Source organism: Pseudomonas poae (genome assembly GCA_028869255.1).
In the GTDB taxonomy this organism is placed as follows: domain Bacteria; phylum Pseudomonadota; class Gammaproteobacteria; order Pseudomonadales; family Pseudomonadaceae; genus Aquipseudomonas; species Aquipseudomonas poae_C.
In genome coordinates this window covers 150,354-170,385 of sequence record CP110972.1, presented here as the reverse complement: position 1 = coordinate 170,385, position 20,032 = coordinate 150,354, and the positions used below count along the sequence as shown (strand labels likewise).

At 60.4% G+C, this 20,032-nt stretch carries 18 protein-coding genes and 1 pseudogene; 4 read left to right on the top strand and 15 right to left on the bottom strand.

The genetic code is table 11. The features are described 5' to 3' along the window. Nucleotides 1-66: 66 nt before the first annotated feature. Nucleotides 67-834 carry a sulfite exporter TauE/SafE family protein gene (locus LRS56_00835; protein ID WDU63171.1) on the bottom strand — a complete coding sequence of 256 codons (768 nt, stop codon included), beginning with the start codon at nt 832-834 and terminating at the stop codon, nt 67-69. A gap of 99 nt (nt 835-933) precedes the next feature. Here LRS56_00835 and LRS56_00830 point away from each other — a divergent pair, with 99 nt between their 5' ends. The 4 genes from LRS56_00830 (at nt 934) to leuA (ending at nt 6,041) form a co-directional block, all read left to right on the top strand. After that, nucleotides 934-1,824, top strand: a complete 891-nt coding sequence (locus tag LRS56_00830; GenBank protein WDU63170.1) for a LysR family transcriptional regulator — start codon at nt 934-936, stop codon at nt 1,822-1,824. A 10-nt stretch (nt 1,825-1,834) separates the two neighbouring features. Next, complete coding sequence (xseA, locus tag LRS56_00825) at nt 1,835-3,214, top strand: exodeoxyribonuclease VII large subunit (protein WDU63169.1); 1,380 nt, start codon at nt 1,835-1,837, stop codon at nt 3,212-3,214. Between the two features lie 3 nt (nt 3,215-3,217). Next, nucleotides 3,218-4,039, top strand: coding sequence for a peptidoglycan DD-metalloendopeptidase family protein (locus tag LRS56_00820; GenBank protein WDU63168.1), 822 nt, complete (start codon nt 3,218-3,220; stop codon nt 4,037-4,039). A gap of 322 nt (nt 4,040-4,361) precedes the next feature. After that, nucleotides 4,362-6,041 (top strand): 2-isopropylmalate synthase, encoded by a 1,680-nt coding sequence (gene leuA, locus LRS56_00815; protein ID WDU63167.1) that lies wholly within the window; start codon nt 4,362-4,364, stop codon nt 6,039-6,041. Nucleotides 6,042-6,205: 164 nt separating this feature from the next. On the opposite strand, the gene LRS56_00810 is transcribed toward leuA, so the two are convergent. The 14 genes and pseudogenes from LRS56_00810 to hscA form a co-directional block, all read right to left on the bottom strand. Further along, nucleotides 6,206-6,997 (bottom strand): amidohydrolase, encoded by a 792-nt coding sequence (locus LRS56_00810; GenBank protein ID WDU63166.1) that lies wholly within the window; start codon nt 6,995-6,997, stop codon nt 6,206-6,208. Beyond that, nucleotides 6,985-8,133 carry a pyridoxal phosphate-dependent aminotransferase gene (locus LRS56_00805; GenBank protein ID WDU63165.1) on the bottom strand — a complete coding sequence of 383 codons (1,149 nt, stop codon included), beginning with the start codon at nt 8,131-8,133 and terminating at the stop codon, nt 6,985-6,987. The genes LRS56_00810 and LRS56_00805 overlap by 13 nt, the downstream gene beginning before the upstream one ends. Before the next feature lie 134 nt (nt 8,134-8,267). Then, complete coding sequence (der, locus tag LRS56_00800) at nt 8,268-9,737, bottom strand: ribosome biogenesis GTPase Der (protein ID WDU63164.1); 1,470 nt, start codon at nt 9,735-9,737, stop codon at nt 8,268-8,270. A gap of 134 nt (nt 9,738-9,871) precedes the next feature. Then, nucleotides 9,872-11,022, bottom strand: a pseudogene (gene bamB, locus LRS56_00795) (outer membrane protein assembly factor BamB). Next, nucleotides 11,015-11,656: a tetratricopeptide repeat protein gene (locus tag LRS56_00790; protein WDU63163.1), complete on the bottom strand. Its 642-nt coding sequence runs from the start codon at nt 11,654-11,656 to the stop codon at nt 11,015-11,017. The pseudogene bamB and the gene LRS56_00790 overlap by 8 nt, the downstream one beginning before the upstream one ends. Nucleotides 11,657-11,697: 41 nt before the next feature. Continuing rightward, complete coding sequence (gene hisS / locus LRS56_00785; GenBank protein ID WDU63162.1) at nt 11,698-12,987, bottom strand: histidine--tRNA ligase; 1,290 nt, start codon at nt 12,985-12,987, stop codon at nt 11,698-11,700. A 23-nt stretch (nt 12,988-13,010) separates the two neighbouring features. Further along, nucleotides 13,011-14,120 (bottom strand): flavodoxin-dependent (E)-4-hydroxy-3-methylbut-2-enyl-diphosphate synthase, encoded by a 1,110-nt coding sequence (gene ispG, locus LRS56_00780; GenBank protein ID WDU63161.1) that lies wholly within the window; start codon nt 14,118-14,120, stop codon nt 13,011-13,013. A gap of 2 nt (nt 14,121-14,122) precedes the next feature. Next, nucleotides 14,123-15,121 carry a helix-turn-helix domain-containing protein gene (locus LRS56_00775; protein ID WDU63160.1) on the bottom strand — a complete coding sequence of 333 codons (999 nt, stop codon included), beginning with the start codon at nt 15,119-15,121 and terminating at the stop codon, nt 14,123-14,125. Further along, nucleotides 15,121-15,879: a type IV pilus biogenesis/stability protein PilW gene (gene pilW, locus LRS56_00770; GenBank protein ID WDU63159.1), complete on the bottom strand. Its 759-nt coding sequence runs from the start codon at nt 15,877-15,879 to the stop codon at nt 15,121-15,123. The genes LRS56_00775 and pilW overlap by 1 nt, the downstream gene beginning before the upstream one ends. A 12-nt stretch (nt 15,880-15,891) precedes the next feature. Further along, complete coding sequence (rlmN, locus tag LRS56_00765) at nt 15,892-17,040, bottom strand: 23S rRNA (adenine(2503)-C(2))-methyltransferase RlmN (GenBank protein ID WDU63158.1); 1,149 nt, start codon at nt 17,038-17,040, stop codon at nt 15,892-15,894. Between the two features lie 29 nt (nt 17,041-17,069). Beyond that, nucleotides 17,070-17,495, bottom strand: coding sequence for a nucleoside-diphosphate kinase (ndk, locus tag LRS56_00760; protein ID WDU63157.1), 426 nt, complete (start codon nt 17,493-17,495; stop codon nt 17,070-17,072). A gap of 91 nt (nt 17,496-17,586) precedes the next feature. After that, nucleotides 17,587-17,787 carry a Fe-S cluster assembly protein IscX gene (gene iscX, locus LRS56_00755; protein ID WDU63156.1) on the bottom strand — a complete coding sequence of 67 codons (201 nt, stop codon included), beginning with the start codon at nt 17,785-17,787 and terminating at the stop codon, nt 17,587-17,589. A 14-nt stretch (nt 17,788-17,801) separates the two neighbouring features. Continuing rightward, complete coding sequence (gene fdx, locus LRS56_00750; protein WDU63155.1) at nt 17,802-18,143, bottom strand: ISC system 2Fe-2S type ferredoxin; 342 nt, start codon at nt 18,141-18,143, stop codon at nt 17,802-17,804. A gap of 3 nt (nt 18,144-18,146) precedes the next feature. Next, nucleotides 18,147-20,009 carry a Fe-S protein assembly chaperone HscA gene (gene hscA / locus LRS56_00745; GenBank protein ID WDU63154.1) on the bottom strand — a complete coding sequence of 621 codons (1,863 nt, stop codon included), beginning with the start codon at nt 20,007-20,009 and terminating at the stop codon, nt 18,147-18,149. Between the last annotated feature and the right edge of the window lie 23 nt (nt 20,010-20,032).

Below are 20,032 nucleotides of genomic sequence, written 5' to 3'. Positions count from 1 at the left end.
GTGGGAGCCGGGCTTGCCCGCGATGGGGCACTGAAGGCTGGCAGCTTAATCCCTGCCCCACACAGGTCAAGTGCTCAAGTACCGCCCAATCAACGCAATACCGCTGGCCAGCACCAGCCACGTCACCAATCGCACAAAAGCCTCGCGGGACATGCGCATCGTCAGCCTGCGCCCGCACCATAGGCCCAGGGCCATCGCCGGTAACAAGCACAGCGCCAGCAACAGCAGCGGCCAATCTGCATACACCCCGGCGATCAGGAACAGGCTCAGGCGCACCACCGTGCTGCAACTGATCAACGCACTCTGGGTAGCACGCGCCGCATCCTTGGGCAGTCGGCTGTTCAGATAGATCGCGTATAAAAAGCCACCACTGCCGAACAATGCACCGAATAACCCGCCGACCGTGCCCATGGGGATCGACCAACCCGCCGCCAACTGTGTCGGCCGGGCTTTCACCGCCAGGCTGTAAATCGCATAGGCGCTGATAAACAGCCCCATCAATAGCAGCAACAGGTCCGAATGCAGGTTGAGCAAAAACACCACGCCGAGCGTGCAGCCAATCGCCATGCACGGCAGCAGTCGCAACAGTTCCGGCTTGTTAACGTCACGTCGCGATTGCAGCAGATTGCCAAAGGCCGCAACAAAATCCAGCAGCACCAGCAGCGGGATAATTTTCGACAAGGGCATAAACAGGAGCAGGATCGGCCCCGCCACCAGTGCCGTGCCGAACCCGGCGATGCCGAACACGATGTAAGCCACCACCACGCCCAGGCCGATTACCAGCCAATCCACACCGCCAAACGACCATTGGCTCATCAGCTCAACCGGGCTCATGGGTTATTCCTTGAAAGAGATGGCCATTACTTTAGCCATGCGCGAGGGTTGCGACTAATATCTTCAAACCCCCCAACCTATCTCGAAAAGGCATGACGTGTGATCTCCACTCGCCAACTGCGCTACTTCGTTGAAATCGTCGACAGTGGCAGCTTCAGCGCTGCCGCCGAACGTTTATTTGTCGCGCAATCGGCGTTGAGCCGCCAGATCAAGGCGCTGGAAACCCAGTTGCAAACCCCGCTGTTCGAGCGCACGGCGCGCCAACCGCGCCTGACGGCAGCCGGCGAGGCGTTTTACCCACGGGCGCGCAACCTGCTGAACGAATTGCTCAAGACCAGTGAAATGACCACGCAGGTGGGCAATGGCCAGCTCGGCACCCTGCGCCTGAGCCATTCGAGCACCGTGCCGATGAGCGGGCCACTGCTGCGCGGCATCAGTACCTGGCTGGAGCGCTGCCAGGGGGTGTCGATGGATATCGTCAAACTGTCCTCCGAGGTGCAGCTTGAGGAGATTGCCGACGGCCGCCTGGAAGTCGGGCTGTTGCGTTTGCCAGTATTGCGCCAACGCGAAGGCGTGCGCGTGATGCCTTTATACAGCGAGCAATTACTGCTGGCGGTGCCGCCGAACCACGCCTTGGCGCGCAGCAACACCCCGGTCGAGTTGGCGCAGCTCAAGGACGAAGCGTTTATTTCAATCCCGCATCCCCAGCGCGGCGGCCTGAGTTATCTGTCAGCCGAGTTGTGCATGCGCGCAGGATTTTTCCCCAAGGCGGCGCGGGTCATGTCGCGCAAGACTACCCAACTGCAACTGATCCAGGCCGGCTTCGGTATTGCCTTGTTACCAAAATCCATGCAGGACATCGCCCCCGCCACTCTGCACTTTTTGCCCCTGGCCGACCCGGACTGCCTCAGCACCGTGGCCCTGGCCTGTGCGCAGACGCCGAGCGCGCTGGTTGAGCAATTCTGCCAAACGCTGCACGAATGCCTATAAACTGCCGCCCATGATTAAAGATCCTTTTGCCCGTCTGGGCCTGGACCGCGAAGTCCTGACTGTCAGCCAGCTCAACAGCCGTGCGCGGGTGTTGCTGGAAGACGTGTTCACCAATATCTGGGTCGAAGGCGAGATCTCCAACCTCGCCCGCCCGGCCTCCGGCCATGTGTATTTCACCCTCAAGGACAGCGGCGCGCAGGTGCGTTGCGCACTGTTTCGCAACAATGCCGCGAGGGTGCGCCAGGCCCTGAAGGATGGTCTGGCGGTGAAGGTGCGCGGCAAGGTCTCGCTGTTCGAGGGCCGTGGCGACTATCAACTGATCCTCGATACCGTGGAGCCTGCCGGTGATGGCGCGCTGCGCCTGGCCTTTGATGCCTTGAAGGAAAAGCTCAGCGCCGAGGGCCTGTTCAGTGCCGAACGCAAGGTGCCGCTGCCGGCGCATCCGCAGAAGATCGGCATTATCAGCTCGCCCACCGGTGCGGTGATCCGCGACATCATCAGCGTGTTCCGCCGCCGTGCGCCGCAGGTGCAATTGACGTTGATCCCCACCGCCGTGCAAGGCCGCGAAGCGATCCCGCAGATTGTGCGAGCGCTTAAACTCGCGGATGCCCGTGGCTTTGATGCGCTGATCCTGGCGCGTGGCGGCGGCTCGCTGGAAGACCTCTGGTGCTTCAACGAAGAGGCGGTGGCCCGCGCCGTGGATGCCTGCGTAACGCCAATCGTCAGCGCCGTCGGCCATGAGACCGATGTGTCGATCAGCGACTTTGTCGCCGACGTGCGCGCCCCTACCCCGTCCGCTGCCGCCGAGTTGCTCGCGCCGGACTCCAGCCACCTGACCCGCCAAGTAGAAAACCTGCACCGCCGCCTGGTGATGCTGATGCGCAACCGGCTGAGCCACGACCGCCTGCGCCTGGAAGGCATGGCCCGCCGCCTGCGCCACCCTGGCGAACGCTTGCGCCAACAGGCGCAGCGCCTGGATGACCTGGATATGCGCCTGCGCCGCGCCTTCGAGCGCAGCCTCAATACCCGGCGAGAGCGTTTGATCCGCCTCGAAACCCGGCTCGCCGGCCAACACCCTGGCCGGCAGTTGGCCCTGCTGCGCCAACGCCTGGACAGCCTCGCCGAACGCCTGCCCCGCGCCATGCGCGAGGGCCTCAAGGCGCGTCGCTTGCAGCTGCAAAGCCAGGTGCAGACGTTGCAGGTGGTGAGCCCGCTGGCAACCCTGGGCCGTGGCTACAGCATCCTGCTGGACGAGCGCGGCCAAGCCATTCGCAATGCTGCGCAAACCCACACCGGCCAGCGCCTGACTGCACGCCTCGGTGAAGGCCAATTGCAAGTGCGGGTGGAAGACAACCACCTGACGCCCGTTACCCTTTCGTTATTGGATTGATTGATGCCACGTTTCTTTAGTGTGTTGATGCTGCTGTGCCTCGCTTTCAACGCCCACGCCGACAGCTACATCACCCGCACCCTGAACAAACCGGTGCCTGGTGGCGTGGCCGTGGTCGAGCTGGGCCCTTCGGCCGCCGCGCCGAAGGCTACCTATCAGGGCAAACCGGTTCTGGTGGTGAAGGAGCAGGACAACTGGCTGGCCATTGTCGGCATCCCATTGACCGTCAAGCCGGGCAATGAGCGGGTCAGCAGCGGTGGGCGCAACCTGCCGTTTATCGTCGGCTACAAAAAGTACCCGGAGCAGCGCATCACCCTGAAAAACAAAAGCCAGGTCAACCCCGACCCGGCGCAACTCAAGCGCATCGAGGCGGAGCTGGCGGTACAGATCAAGGCTTACCGCAGCTTCAGCCCGAACCTGCCGAGCAACCTGGTGCTGGATAAACCGGTGAACGGGCCACTGTCGAGCAAGTTCGGCGTGCGCCGCTTTTTCAACGGCGAAGAGCGCAACCCCCACTCCGGTCTGGACTTCGCCGTACCGGCAGGCACCCCGATCAAAACCCCGGCGAACGGTAAAGTCATCCTCACCGGCAACTACTTCTTCAACGGCAACACGGTGTTCGTCGACCATGGCCAGGGCTTTATCAGCATGTTCTGCCATATGTCGAAGATCGACGTAAAAGTCGGCGACCAACTGACTCGCGGCGCAGTGGTGGGCAAGGTCGGTTCGACGGGCCGAGCGACCGGGCCGCATATGCACTGGAATATCAGCCTGAACGATGCGCGGGTCGACCCGGCGATCTTTATCGGCGCATTCCAACCCTGAATGTCGTAATTGCGCGCCCAATAAAGGTCGCGCAATTAAAACCAGCGCCCAGCCGATTAACCACCATAAAATCTCGTTTCCTACACAAAGAGAAGAACTTATCTCAATTTTCCTCGACTGCTTGCCATCTTTCACCCCGGCGGTTAGGGTTGAGCTTATGAAAACCTCTCACACCCTCATTCAGCTCCGCCAGCACCGCAGCCTGTGCCTCGTCAGCGCACGACTGCCAGGCTGAATCGATCTGCCTCGTCCAAAGCTTCATTCCCAAAAATAGTTACACGGCAGGCCGCCTTTTTCGGCCCCTACAACAAAGGATTTCCCGATGAGCATGCTCAAAGACCCGTCTTCGAAGTACCGCGCGTTCCCGACTATCGACATCCCGGACCGCACCTGGCCGTCGAAGACCATCACCGAGGCGCCGATCTGGTGCAGCTCCGACCTGCGTGATGGCAACCAGTCGCTGATCGAACCGATGGACGCGGTGAAAAAGCTGCGCTTCTGGAAGACCCTGGTTGCTGTTGGTGTGAAAGAAATCGAAGCCTCGTTCCCGGCCGCTTCGCAAACCGACTTCGACTTTGTGCGCACCCTTATCGAAGACAACCACATCCCCGAGGACACCACCATCCAGGTGCTGACCCAGGGCCGTGAAGACTTGATCGCACGCACCTTCGAATCGCTGCGCGGCGCCAAAAAGGCCATCGTGCACTTGTACAACGCCACCTCGCCGTCGTTCCGCCGCATCGTGTTCAACCAGGACAAGGAAGGCATCAAGGCCATCGCGGTCAACGCCGCCAAGCTGTTCGTCAAATACGCCGCCCAGCAGCCGGAAACCCAGTGGACCTTCGAATACTCCCCGGAGACCTTCAGCGCCACTGAGCTGGAGTTCGCCAAGGAAGTGTGTGACGCGGTGATCGAGGTGTGGAACCCGACGCCTGAACACAAGATGATCCTCAACCTGCCGGCCACTGTGGAGTGCGCCACGCCGAACATCTATGCCGACCAGATCGAGTGGTTCGGTCGCCACATCAACCGTCGTGACAGCGTGATCATCAGCCTGCACACCCACAACGACCGTGGCACCGGCGTGGCCGCCACCGAGCTGGGCCTGATGGCCGGCGCCGACCGCGTCGAAGGCTGCCTGTTCGGTAACGGCGAGCGTACCGGTAACGTCGACCTGGTCACCGTGGCACTGAACATGTACACCCAGGGCCTCGACCCGCAGTTGGACTTCTCCGACATCGACGGCGTGCGCAAAGTCGTCGAGGAATGCAACCAGATCCAGGTGCACCCACGTCACCCGTACGTTGGCGACCTAGTGCACACCGCATTCTCCGGCTCCCACCAGGACGCCATCCGCAAGGGCTTTACCCAGCAGAAAGCCGATGCGTTGTGGGAAGTGCCGTACTTGCCGATCGACCCGGCCGACATTGGCCGCAGCTACGAAGCAGTGATTCGCGTGAACAGCCAGTCGGGCAAAGGCGGCATCGCCTACCTGCTGGAGCAGGAATACGACATCAGCTTGCCGCGTCGCATGCAGATCGAATTCAGCCAGGTGGTACAGGCCGAAACCGACCGCGTGGGCCTGGAAATGACCGCCCCGCAGATCTACGCCTTGCTGCAGCGTGAATACCTGCAAGCCAACACCCCGTACGCGCTGGTCAGCCATCGCCTGCAGGAAGAAAACGGCAACAGCTTTGTCGAGGTTGAAGTCTCGGGCAAGGGCCAGGGCGAAACCAACCTGCACTGGAAAGGCAAAGGCAACGGCGCCCTGGAAGCACTGGTGGCCGGCCTGCCGATTGGCGTAGAGATCATGGACTACAACGAACACGCAATCGGTGCGGGCACCAACGCCAAGGCGGCGGCCTACATTGAGCTGCGCGTGAATGGCGAGCGTCCGGTGCATGGCGTAGGCATTGATGAAAACATCACCACGGCCAGCTTCAAGGCGCTGTTCAGTGCGCTGAACCGCTCGTTGAGCCAGCAGGAAGCGAAGGCGGCGTAAACACTTACCGCTGAAATGCAAAAGGCCCCTGGGTGAGAACTCAGGGGCCTTTTTGTTAGGCTTTGAAAATGTGCTTTCTGGAGGGGCCTCATCACGGGCAAGCCCGCTCCCACATTTGGAATGCATTCACCTGTGGGAGCGGGCTTGCCCGCGATAACGGTGTATCAGACAAACTGAAAGCGATCGGCATCCAGGTTTGCCGGAAACTTGCTGCGATACGCGGCCAATTCCGCCGCATTCAGGCAAACCTGAAACACCCCATCAGCCTCCCCCGCACTCAGCAGCGTCTCACCCTGAAAGTCCAGCACCTGGCTATCGCCCGTGTAGGCAAAGCCCTTGCCGTCCGTGCCCACCCGATTCACCGCCGCCACATAGCACAGGTTCTCGATGGCCCGGGCCGGCAACAAGCGGTTCCAGTGATGCCTGCGCGCACCCGGCCAGTTGGCGGTGTACAGCAGCAGGTCGGTGTCCTGTGCATCACGGCTCCACACCGGAAAACGCAGGTCATAGCAAATCAGCGGGCGAATGCGCCAGCCCTTCAATTCGAACTGCACCTGGCGTTCGCCCGGCGTGTAATGGTCATGCTCACCCGCCATACGAAACAGGTGACGCTTATCGTAATGCAGCACCTCACCGTCCGGCCGCGCCCACAGCAGGCGGTTGCGGTGGCTGCCGTCGGCGGCCCGGATGATCACGCTGCCAGTGATCACCGCGTTGTATTTTGCCGCCTGAGCTTGCAGCCAGCGGTGGGCAGGGCCGTTTTCCGGCTCGGCGAGGGTTTCTGACGCCATGGAGAAACCGGTGGTGAACATCTCCGGCAGCACAATAAGGTCGGCACCCCGGGCTTGCTCCAGCAGCAATTCGAAATGCTCAAGATTGGCCTGGCGGTCATGCCAGGCCAGGCTGGTCTGGACCAGGGCGATATTCAGGTCAGGCAATGCAGTCAGATCACGCATAGTTTCTCGGCTGCTTGTTGCAGCGTCTCCTCGCGTTTGGCAAAGCACAGGCGCACCAGGCGCTGGCCTTGGGGTGGGTTCTGGTAAAACACCGAGACCGGGATCGTCGCCACACCGTGCTCGCGGGTCATCCACAGTGACATGGCGACGTCATCCAGGTCCGGGCGAATCTGTGAGTAATCCACCAGTTGGAAGTAGGTGCCGGTCACCCGGGTGAAGCTGAAACGCGACGGCGCCAGCAGGTCGCAGAACAGATCGCGCTTGGCCTGGTAGAAGGCCGGCAGTTCATCGACGTGTTCCGGGTGCTCGGCCATGAAGTCAGCCAAAGCGTACTGCAAAGGGGTCACGCCGCAGAAGTTGACATATTGATGCACCTTGCGCAGTTCAGCGGTCAGGGCGGGGGGCGCGACCACGTAGCCGGTTTTCCAGCCGGTCACGTGGTAAGTCTTGCCGAACGAGCTGACCACGAACGCACGTTGATACAGCTCTTCGTGGGCCAGCACGCTGACATGAGGCACGCCGTCGAACACCAGGTGTTCGTAGACCTCATCACTGACCAGGTAGATATCGCGGTCGCGGATCAGTTCGGCCAACTGGTCCAGCTCGGCGCGGCTGATCAGCGCGCCGGTGGGGTTGTGCGGGGTGTTAAGGATGATCATGCGCGTGCGCGGTGAGAGCGCGGCCTTGATCTGTTCGAAGTCCAGCGCAAAGCCTTGCAGGCTCAGTTGCACATGCACGCAGCGGCCACCGGCCAGTTCTACCGAGGGCTCATAGCTGTCGTAGCAAGGGTCGAACACAATGACTTCATCGCCGTTGCGGATCACCGCCTGGATCGCGCAGAAGATCGCCTCGGTGGCGCCAGGGGTGATGGTCACTTCGCTGTCGGCATTCACCGTGGCGCCGTAGCTGCGGGCGATCTTGGCCGCCACTTGCTGACGTAACACCGGCAGGCCGGTCATCGGCGCGTACTGGTTATGGCCGAGGGCGATATGTTTACCCACGGCATCGAGCAACGCCTGGGGGCCGTTGAAGTCGGGAAAACCCTGGGAGAGGTTAAGCGCGCCGGTTTCGGCAGCGAGTTGCGACATGGTGGTGAAGATAGTGGTGCCGACATTCGGCAGCTTACTGGTGATCATGGGAGCCCCCTTCGGGTGAGCTGCAAGTTTTAAGCTGCAAGCTGCAAGCAGGTCAAGCAACAAACCAACGCGCACAAAAAGGGCTCAAAAAGAGCCCTCTCTTGCAGCTTGTAGCTTACAACGTGACGCTGCGGCTATTTCTTGTCGCGGCGCTTCTTGTCGGCCTTCTTGTGGTGAGTCATCAAACGACGCTTCTTGTTCACCTGACGGTCAGTCAGTGTGTTCTTGTTGCCTTCGTATGGGTTCTCGCCACCCTTGAACTCGATGCGGATCGGCGTACCGACCAGTTTCAAGACACGGCGGTAGGTGTTTTCCAGGTAACGCACATAGGATTTGGGCACCTTCTCGATCTGGTTACCATGGATCACGATAATCGGCGGGTTGGCACCACCCAGGTGGGCGTAACGCAGTTTGATCCGGCGGTTGTTGACCATCGGCGGCGCGTGTTCGCCAACCGCGTCTTCAAGGATCTGGGTCAGACGGTTGGTCGGCCAGCGGGTGACCGCAGACTTGAACGAGTTCTGTACGGACGCGTAGAGGTTGCCCACGCCCGTGCCGTGCAGTGCCGAGATAAAGTGGATGTCAGCGAACTCGACGAAGAACAGACGACGCTGCAGCTCGATCTTGACGAAATCGCGCTCGCTCGGCGTCATGCCGTCCCACTTGTTGATCGCGATCACCAGGGCGCGACCGGCTTCCAGGGCAAAGCCCAGCAAGTTGAGGTCGTGGTCCACCACGCCTTCGCGGGCGTCCATCACAAAGATCACCACGTTGGCGTCTTTGATTGCCTGCAGGGTTTTGACCACCGAGAACTTTTCAACTTCCTCGTGGATCTTGCCGCGCTTGCGCACACCGGCGGTGTCGATCAGCGTGTACTTCTCGTCGTTACGCTCGAACGGGATGTAGATACTGTCGCGGGTGGTGCCGGGCTGGTCGTACACGATAACCCGGTCTTCACCGAGCATACGGTTAACCAGGGTCGACTTGCCAACGTTCGGACGGCCGATGATGGCGATCTTGATCCCGTCTTTTTCGCTCGGGCCAGGAATGCGCTTGGCTTCCTCACCTTCGGCAACGATTTCTTCTTCGCCCTCTTCTTCCTCGACGTCATCCTTGGGGAAGTCGCGCAGGGCGATTTCCAGCATCTGGGTGATGCCACGACCGTGAGCACCGGCGACCGGGATCGCGTCGCCCAGGCCCATCGGGCTGAACTCGGCACGGGCTGCCTCAGGATCGATGTTATCGATCTTGTTGGCGACCAGATAGGAACGCTTGTTGCGCTTGCGCAGGTGCTCGCCGATCATCTGGTCGGCAGCGGTGTAGCCCGCACGGGCATCCACCAGGAACAACACGACATCGGCTTCCTCAATGGCCAGCAGCGACTGCTCGGCCATTTTTTCGTCCATGCCATGCTCGTCACCGGAGATACCACCGGTGTCGACAATAATGTAGGAGCGCCCTTGCCACTTTGCCTCACCGTATTGGCGATCACGGGTCAGACCGGACAAGTCGCCGACGATGGCGTCGCGAGTCCTGGTCAGGCGGTTGAACAAGGTGGACTTGCCGACGTTAGGTCGGCCCACCAGGGCGATTACGGGAACCATGCGGCTCTCCACTTCGTTATTTCAGAAAATACAAAAGCCGCTGCATGGCAGCGGCTGGTGCTCGGGGCAGCATATTCAAATGCCGCATGCCCCGCCGAAGCGGGGCCGCCTGGGTGTTACCCCAAGCATAGTTCTTACTTGATGGTCAGGGCTTCCAGCTTGCCGCTGTTGCCAAACACATAAAGCATGTTACCCACGACCAGCGGACGGGCACGCAGGCCGTCGCTGTCGATACGCTCACGACCTACAAAGCGACCATCCACCTGGCTCAGCAGGTGCAGGTAGCCTTCGAAGTCGCCTACCGCTACGTAGCTGGAGAAGACTTCCGGTGCCGACAGTTGGCGGCGGGCCAGCGAGTCGTTGCTCCACAGTGCAGTGGTGGAACGCTCGTCGACACTTTCAACGGTGCCGGACGCCAGGCTTACATAGACGCTGCCAAACCCTTGGGCGACACCCGCATAGCTGGAAGCATCACGCTGCCAGTTCACGCGGCCGCTCTGCAGGTCCAGTGCGGCAACGCGGCCCTGGTAGGTGGCGACGTAAAGGGTTTCACCCGACAGCAGCAAGCCACCGTCGATGTCCACTACGCGGTCCAGCTCGGAACGACCTTGCGGGATAGCCACACGGGTTTCCCAGGCCGGCACGCCGTTGCGGGTGTCCAAGGCGACCACTTTACCGGTCGACAGACCTGCAACGGCCAGGTTGTTGGTCACAATCGGACCACTGGTACCGCGCAGGGTCAGCACCGCCGGGGTGCTGTCGTACAACCAGCGCTGTTCGCCAGTGCTGGCGTCGAGGCCGATTACACGGTCGTCCTGGGTTTGCACCACGACGATATCGCCGTTGGTAGCAGGCGGTGCGAGCACTTCACTGGTCACGCGAGCGCGCCATTTCTCTTCACCGGTGCTGGAGTCCAGCGCCACGACTTCGCCCTTGAGCGTGCCGAGCATGACCATGCCATAACCCACGCCTACGGCGCCGGACACTGGCAATTCGAGGTCTTTCTTCCACTTCACTTCGCCGTTCAGGCGATCCATGGACATCACCACGCCGGTCACGTCAGCCGCCACAATGTTGTCACCGTCGATTGCCGGTACCAACATGTTGTAGGTGTCGCCCTGGCCGTCACCGATGGAGCGGCTCCATTGCTTTTGCAGGACCACTTCTTCCTTGAAGCTGGTCAGCTCGGCCGGAGGCAGTTCTTTTTACTGTTGCTGCTGCAACCCGCGGCCAGAACGGCCAGAGCCAGCAATGCTGCATGTTTCCAACGGATCACGTCACGCATCCCCTTTGGCCAAGTCGTCCAGCTTGATTTGTAAGCCACCGACCGCCGCTTCATCAGACAGCGCCGCCTTGGCTTTTTGGTACGCAGCATTGGCTTCGTCGGTACGACCCAATTGGACCAACAGGTCACCCTTGAGCTCTTCGCGAGTGGCTACAAATGCCTTGTCAGCATCGCCGTCGAGCAGTTTGAGTGCTTCGTCAGCCTTGTTCTGTGCCGCCAATACCTGAGCCAGGCGCTGACGTGCGATTTCACCCAGGGTCGGGTTGGTCGGCTTGTCGGCAACGGCCTTCAGTTCGGAGGCTGCATCATCCAGCTTGCCGGTGTCGACCGCGACTTTCGCAACGAACAGGCTGCCGTATTGGGCGTAGGTGCTACCGCCAAATTCGTTTTTCAGCTTGCCGGCCAGGTCTGCAACCTGTGCAGGGTCAGGCTTGCCGTCAGGCGTCAGCGTGGTTTCCAGCAATTGCTGATAGAGGATCGAGGCGCCCTGGGACTGGTTGGCCTGATACTTGGTCCAGGCTTGCCAGCCGAACACCACCACTAAAGCCAGCAGGCCGCCAGTAACCAGGGGCTTGCCGTTACGCTGCCACCAGTCTTTGAACTCGGCCAGCTGCTCATCATCAGTACTCGACACCCCAATACTCCTTAATCGCTAAATTCGGCTGTTCGACAGCTTCAACCCTGCACGACGCAGGTGGCCAAGTGCGCAGCGAGCGCATCAAAGGCAATGTTCTGTTGCTCGCCCTGGCCACGCAGGGGTTTGAAACCTATCACTTGCTGGGCCAGCTCGTCATCGCCGAGGATCAGTGCATACAGCGCACCGCTCTTGTCGGCCTTCTTGAACTGGCTCTTGAAGCTGCCGGCGCCGGCATTGATCTGCAGGCGCAGGTTCGGCAGTTGGTCGCGCACTTTTTCGCTCAGGGCCAGGGCTGCCAGTTCGGCGGCCTCGCCAAAGGCGCACAAGTACACGTCCACCTGACGGGAGATTTCTTCGGGGACTTGCTCCAGGGTTTCCAGCAGCAGGATCAGCCGCTCGATGCCCATGGCAAAGCCCACGCCCGTGGTCGGTTTGCCGCCCATTTGCTCGACCAGGCCGTCGTAACGACCACCCGCACACACGGTGCCCTGGGCACCAAGCTTGTCGGTGACCCATTCGAACACGGTCTTGCTGTAGTAATCGAGGCCGCGCACCAGTTTCGGGTTGATCACGTACGGAATCCCGGCCGCGTCCAGGCGAGCCTTGAGGCCCTCGAAATGGGTGCGGGACTCGTCGTCAAGGTAGTCGGCCATTTTCGGCGCGTCGACCAGCACCGCTTGGGTGTCGGCGTTCTTGGTATCCAGCACGCGCAGCGGGTTGGTTTTCAGACGGCGCTGGCTGTCTTCGTCCAACTTGTCCAGATGGGCAGACAGGAACTCCACCAGGGCTTCGCGGTAGCGGCCCCGGGATTCGCTGGTGCCCAGGCTGTTCAGCTCAAGCTTCACTGCGTCGCGAATACCCAGCATGCCCCACAGGCGCCAGGTCAGCACGATCAGCTCGGCATCGATGTCCGGGCCGTCAAGGTTGAACACTTCCAGGCCGATCTGGTGGAACTGGCGATAACGGCCTTTCTGCGGGCGCTCGTGGCGAAACATCGGGCCGATGTACCACAGCTTCTGCGGCTGGCCGCCGCCGGTGAGGCCATGCTCAAGCACAGCACGTACGCACGCGGCAGTGCCTTCCGGACGCAACGTCAGGGAGTCGCCGTTGCGGTCTTCAAAGGTGTACATCTCTTTTTCGACGATGTCGGTTACTTCACCGATGGAGCGCTTGAACAGTTCGGTGAACTCAACGATCGGCATGCGAATCTGTTTGTAACCGTAGTTATCCAGCAGGCGCGCAACCGTGCTCTCGAAGTAGCGCCACAGTGGCGTCTGCTCCGGCAGGATGTCGTTCATGCCACGAATGGCTTGCAGAGACTTGCTCACATCAAATCCTTAAATTCGTTCAATCAGCCGCGCGCGATCAGCGCTGCGTCAGCTGCAACCTTTTCGGCTGCTTTCTGGCGGATCAGCTTTTCCAGCTCATCCACCAGATTGTCATTCGTCAACTTCTGCGACGGCTTGCCGTCGATGTAAATCAGGTTCGGTGTACCGCCGGTCAACCCTACATGGGCCTCTTTGGCTTCACCCGGCCCGTTGACCACACAGCCAATGACCGCAACATCCAGCGGCACCAACAGGTCTTCGAGACGCAACTCCAGGTCGTTCATGGTTTTCACCACGTCGAAGTTCTGCCGCGAGCAACTCGGGCAGGCAATGAAGTTGATGCCACGGGAGCGCAAACGCAGGGATTTGAGAATGTCGTAACCGACCTTCACTTCCTCTACCGGGTCTGCCGCGAGGGAGATGCGGATAGTATCGCCAATCCCTTCGGCGAGCAGCATACCGAGACCCACCGCAGATTTCACTGTGCCTGAGCGTAAACCGCCGGCTTCGGTGATACCCAGGTGCAGCGGCTGCACGATTTCCTTGGCCAACAGGCGGTAGGCTTCTACCGCCATGAACACGTCGGAGGCCTTTACGCTGACCTTGAAGTCCTGGAAATTCAGGCGCTCAAGGTGTTCAACGTGGCGCAGCGCCGATTCAACCAGCGCCGCCGGGGTCGGCTCGCCGTATTTTTTCTGCAGGTCTTTTTCCAGGGAACCGGCGTTGACGCCGATGCGGATTGGAATGCCACGGTCACGGGCAGCATCAACCACGGCGCGCACACGGTCTTCGCGACCGATGTTGCCCGGGTTGATACGCAGGCAGTCCACACCCAGTTCGGCTACGCGCAGTGCGATCTTGTAATCGAAGTGAATGTCGGCAACCAGCGGCACCTTGACCAGCTGCTTGATGCGACCAAAGGCTTCGGCAGCGTCCATGTCCGGCACGGATACCCGTACGATGTCCACGCCAGCGGCTTCCAGACGATTGATCTGGGCGACGGTGGCGGCCACATCATTGGTGTCGCTGTTGGTCATGCTCTGCACCGCGATGGGGGCGTCGCCACCCACCGGCACCGAGCCGACCCAGATCTTGCGCGATACGCGACGTTTGATTGGAGATTCGCCGTGCATGACTATTGTCCCAACTTGAGGCGAGCGGTCTCGCCACTGGTGAACGGCGCTACGTCAACAGGCTGGCCGTTGTAGGCCACTTGCGCGCCACGGGCAAAGCCCAGACGCAGCGTCAAAGGAGGCTTGCCGCCCTGGTCAAGAGTATCTCCCTTACGCTTCAGACCGCTAAACAGCACTTTGCCATTGCCATCGGTGACTTGCGTCCAGCAGTCAGCGATGAAGGTAATCTGTACACGGCCGTCACCAGCGATCAATGCCGGGGTGGTGGGCGGCGACATCGCCGGGGCGGCCGGGGTGGCCGGCGTAGTGCTCGCTGGAGCCGGTGCCGGCGCGGCCGGTGTATGGGCCTGGGCAACCGGGGCTGCCGGGGTGTGAACTGGCGCAGTCGGAGCCGCTACAGCGGCGGTCTCGGCCGGGGCGGCTTCCGGCGCCGCTGGCTCAGTGGTCGGAGGCACCTCAGGTGCGGCCTGACCTTCGACGACGGCCTGGTCTTCCGGCTCATCCAGCGGATGAATCTGGGTGGTGCCGTCGGCGCTTTCGACTTCGACGTGCTCCATGGCGTTGCTGGTCAGGTCTTTGCTGCGCTGGGAGGTCTGGTCTTGCCACCAGACAAAGCCGCCGCCAATCACGGCAATCAGCAGCAACAGGCTGACAATTCGCAAAATCGTGTGGGAAACCCGTACCGGTTCTTCAATACGACCCAAACCATGCACATTGCTGCCCTGGGAGTCGGTTCCGGTGAATTGGTCGAATTCCTGGACCAGCACAGCCTGATCAATGCCCAGCAACTTGGCATAGGCACGGATATAGCCGCGGGCGAACGTATGCCCAGGCAGCTTGTCGAACGCGCCCGCTTCCAGGTTGCCCAAAGACGTGGTGGTCAAATTGAGCTTGAGGGCCACTTCTGCCAGCGACCAACCATTGCTTTCGCGGGCCTGACGCAAGGTTTCGCCTGGGTTTACGCGATTAGCTGCTACAACTTCCGGGTGCGCCGCTTTCATCATTGCTCCGACAGGTATTGCTGATATTCCGGCGTACCGGGATAGAGTCGTTCGAGTTGCTGGCCAAAACGTGCGGCCGTGTCGCGTTCATCATGAACCGTCGCCAGGCGCACACCGAGCAATAGACTACGTGCATTTTGCCCGCTGAGCAGGCTAAAACGCTCGTAATAGTCACGTGCCGGCACATAATGCCTGTCTTCGTAAGACAACTCAGCCATTTCGAGCAAAGCGCGTGGCTGACGACTGTTCAAATGCAGGGCTTTTTCCAGTTGCTGGCGGGCGCTGTCACGCTGACCGAGGCGCATTGAAGCTACCCCAAGGTTCTCGAACACCCGCGAACGTTCAGGATAGAGGGTATCGGCACTGGCTTTCTGGAAATAAAGGGCCGCCTGGTCATAACGTTTCTGCTCGAACAGGAAGCTGCCGTAATTGTTCAGCAGCCGCGGGTCGGCGGGACGTGAGGCCAGGGCCTTGTGGAAATATTGCTCGGCCAGCTCAGGCTCGGCCTGGGCCTGGAACACCAGGGCCAGTGCCGCATTGGCATCGGCATCGTCGCTGTCCAGCGCCAAGGCCTTTTTCAACGGCACCTTGGCCTGCTCGCTCATGCCTTGCTGCAGGTAACCCAAGCCCAGTTGCACATAGGCAACTCGCGCCTCGTCACGGCCCTTACCGGTTTGCAAAAGGCTGTCATGGCCCGATGAAACACATCCGGCGGCGAGGCCGGTAACAAGCAAAAGCAGCGCAAGGCGCAAGGGCATAGAGATCCTCTCTCAGATTCGATTCACAGCAATTTGCGGCAAATCTTCGGCGGCGTTAAGTTCGCGCACGGCGATATAACGTTCGCTGCGGCGGGTGCGATCCATCACTTGCCCTACCAATTGGCCACAGGCGGCGTCGATGTCTTCACCACGGGTGGTGCGTACGGTGACGTTGTAGCCGGCCTGGTGCAGTTGATCCTGGAAACGGCGGATGGCGTTGTTGCTCGGCCGCTCGTAGCCAGAATGTGGAAACGGGTTAAACGGAATCAGGTTGATCTTGCATGGGGTGTTCTTGAGCAACTCGATCATCTCGACCGCGTGTTCGACCTTGTCGTTGATGTCCTTGAGCATGGTGTACTCAATGGTCAGCACGCGCTTCTCACCCAAGGTCGCCATGTAACGCTGGCAAGATTCGAGCAGCATCTTAAGCGGATACTTCTTGTTGATCGGCACCAATTGGTTACGCAATGCGTCATTGGGTGCGTGCAGCGACAACGCCAGGGAGACGTCGATGTGCTTGGCCAGCTCATCGATCATCGGCACTACGCCGGAGGTCGACAGGGTCACACGGCGCTTGGAGATGCCGTAGCCCAGGTCGTCCATCATCAAATGCATGGCCGCAATCACGTTGTCGAAGTTCAGCAGCGGCTCACCCATGCCCATCATCACCACGTTGGTGATGGCACGGTCGACGGTCGCCGGGACGCTGCCAAAGGATTTGTTGGCAATCCACACCTGGCCGATCACTTCGGCGGCGGTGAGGTTGCTATTGAAGCCTTGCTTGCCGGTGGAGCAGAAACTGCAGTCCAGGGCACAGCCTGCCTGGGACGAAACGCACAAGGTGCCGCGTTTGCCCTGGGGAATGTACACGGTCTCGACGCAGCTGCCGGACGCCACGCGCACCACCCACTTACGGGTGCCGTCGCTGGAGATGTCCTCGCTGACCACTTCAGGGCCACGTACTTCAGCAATGGCCTTGAGCTTGTCGCGCAGGGCCTTGCTGACGTTCGTCATGGCGTCGAAATCGTCGACGCCAAAGTGGTGAATCCACTTCATTACCTGACCGGCACGGAAACGCTTCTCCCCGATTGAGTCGAAGAATTTTTCCATTTCCTGTTGAGTCAGACCCAGCAGGTTGGTTTTAACAGTCGATGTAGTCATGGATTCACCCTCACTCTTTAAGCCGATGCTTAGCGAGCGGTTACTTCAGTAGCAGCGAAAAAGTACGAGATTTCGCGAGCAGCGGCGGCTTCGGAGTCCGAACCGTGAACAGCGTTGGCGTCGATGGACTCAGCGAAGTCAGCACGGATGGTGCCGGCAGCAGCTTCTTTAGGGTTGGTAGCGCCCATCAGCTCACGGTTCAGAGCGATAGCGTTTTCGCCTTCCAGAACCTGAACAACAACAGGGCCGGAGATCATGAAGGCAACTAGGTCGCCGAAGAAGCCACGAGCGCTGTGCTCAGCGTAGAAGCCTTCAGCTTCAGCTTTGGACAGTTGCTTGAGTTTCGAAGCTACAACCTTCAGGCCGGCTTTTTCGAAACGAGTGGTGATCTCGCCGATGACGTTTTTTGCAACAGCGTCAGGCTTGATGATGGAGAAAGTACGTTGAACAGCCATGGTGTAACTCCAGAAACGGTAATTTACGAAAAATTAAACCCGCGAATTATACGCGGGTTCTTGGGTATTGCCTAACTGCGTAAGGGAGGCGTCAGTCCTGTTCTTCTTTCCAGGCAGTCTGGATAGCTTCCAGGACCTTCTCACCGCCACGATCGCGCTCATCTTCAAACCCTGGCAATGCCATGACCATGTCACGCAAAGCTACAAAGTTCAGGGAGTAAGGATCCAGATCCGGGTTGCCGTCGGCCAACAGGATAGCGATCTCTTGCACATCAACCCATTTAAGACTCATGACACTTCCTTGAATCAATGCGGCGCTTCGGCCGCATGGTTGAGCGAATATTTCGGAATTTCGACGGTGATGTCTTCAGTGCCGACCCGTGCCTGACAGCTTAGGCGAGAAGTCGCCTCCAGGCCCCACGCGCGATCCAGAAAGTCTTCTTCCAGCTCATCTGCTTCTTCAAGAGAGTTGAAACCCTCGCGAATCACGCAGTGGCAGGTGGTACAGGCGCAGACACCGCCGCACGCGCTTTCGATCTCGATATGGTTGTCATGGGCAACTTCGAGGATGGACTTGCCGGTCTCAGCCTCCACAACCATACCGTCCGGGCAATGCTCGGCGTGTGGCAGAAAAATGACCTGCGGCATTAATTATTCCTCGATTTCATTCAGGTTGCGCCCGGCCAGTGCGGCTTTCACCGTCTGATCCATGCGGCGGGCGGCAAAGGCATCAGTCACTTGCGACAGGCGCTTGGTCTGCTGCTCGATGGCGTAACCATCGTTGCCTTTCATCAGTTCGGCCAATTCCTGCATTTGCAGGTCGATGACCATACGCTCTTCGGCATCCAGCAGGCGCTCGCCGTCGGCATCCAAGGCGCCTTGCACCGCTTCGAGCAGGCGCTGGGCATCGACTTGCTGCTCACGCAATACACGGGCGACCTTGTCGTCACCCGCGTACTGGAACGAATCCTTGAGCATCTTGGCGATTTCGCCGTCGGTCAGGCCGTAGGACGGCTTGACCTGAATGCTGGCTTCAACGCCCGAGCCCAGCTCACGCGCAGCCACGCTGAGCAGGCCATCGGCGTCGACCTGGTAAGTCACGCGGATCTTCGCCGCACCGGCCACCATCGCCGGAATGCCGCGCAATTCAAAGCGCGCCAGGGAGCGGCAGTCGCTGATCAGCTCACGCTCGCCCTGCAGCACGTGAATCATCATGGCCGTCTGGCCATCTTTGTAAGTCGTGAAGTCCTGGGCGCGGGCGACGGGGATGGTGGTGTTGCGTGGAATCACCTTCTCCATCAGGCCGCCCATGGTTTCCAGACCCAAGGACAACGGAATCACGTCGAGCAGCAGCAGTTCGCCACCGTCGCGCTTGTTGCCAGCCAGGGTATCGGCCTGGATCGCAGCACCAATGGCCACCACTTGATCCGGGTCGATTTCTGTCAGCGGCTGGCGACCGAAGGCTTCGGCCACAGCTTGGCGAACACGCGGAACACGCGTAGAACCACCGACCATGACCACGGCGCCGACTTCTTCCAGCTCGATACCGGAGTCACGCACAGCGCGGCGGCAGGCCTTGAGGCTGCGGGCGACCATGGGCTCGATCAACGAATCGAAGGCTTCGCGGGTCAGTTGAGCCGACCAGGTGCCGTAGGAAACTTCAACGCTCGCCACATCCGTCAACGCTTCCTTGGCGGCGCAGGCGGCTTGCAGCAGGTTACGCTGTGCGCCCGGGTCCAGGTCAGCCGACAAACCGGCGCTGGTGATGATCCAGCCGGCAATGGCATGGTCGAAGTCATCGCCGCCCAGGGCGCTGTCGCCGCCGGTGGCCAGCACTTCAAAGACGCCGCCGGTCAGGCGCAGGATCGAAATATCAAAGGTACCGCCGCCCAGGTCATAAATAGCGACCAGGCCTTCAGCATGCTGATCCAGGCCATACGCCACAGCCGCAGCGGTCGGCTCATTGAGCAGGCGCAGCACGGTCAGGCCGGCGAGTTTCGCCGCATCTTTGGTGGCTTGGCGCTGAGCATCATCGAAATAGGCCGGGACGGTGATCACCGCACCCACGAGTTCGCCGCCCAAGGTGGTTTCCGCTCGCTGGCGCAGCACCTTGAGGATATCGGCCGAGACTTCCACCGGGCTTTTCGGGCCTTGGACGGTGTCGATGAACGGCATATGGGATTCGCCGCCGACAAAGCGGTACGGCAGCTGATCGCCCAATTGCTTGACGTCGGACAGCCCACGACCCATCAAGCGCTTGACCGACAGCACGGTATTCAAAGGGTCGGTAGACGCCGCCAGCTTCGCCGACTCACCGACTTCGGTGCGATCAGCGTGATAGCGCACGGCCGACGGAAGGATCACCCGGCCATCGGCGTCGGGCAGCGGCTCGGACAGGCCGCTGCGCAAGGCAGCAACCAGGGAATTGGTGGTGCCCAGGTCAATACCCACCGCCAGACGACGCTGGTGCGGTTGAGGGCTTTGGCCGGGTTCGGCGATTTGCAGTAGAGCCATGGTAATCAGGTCTTATCTGTCTA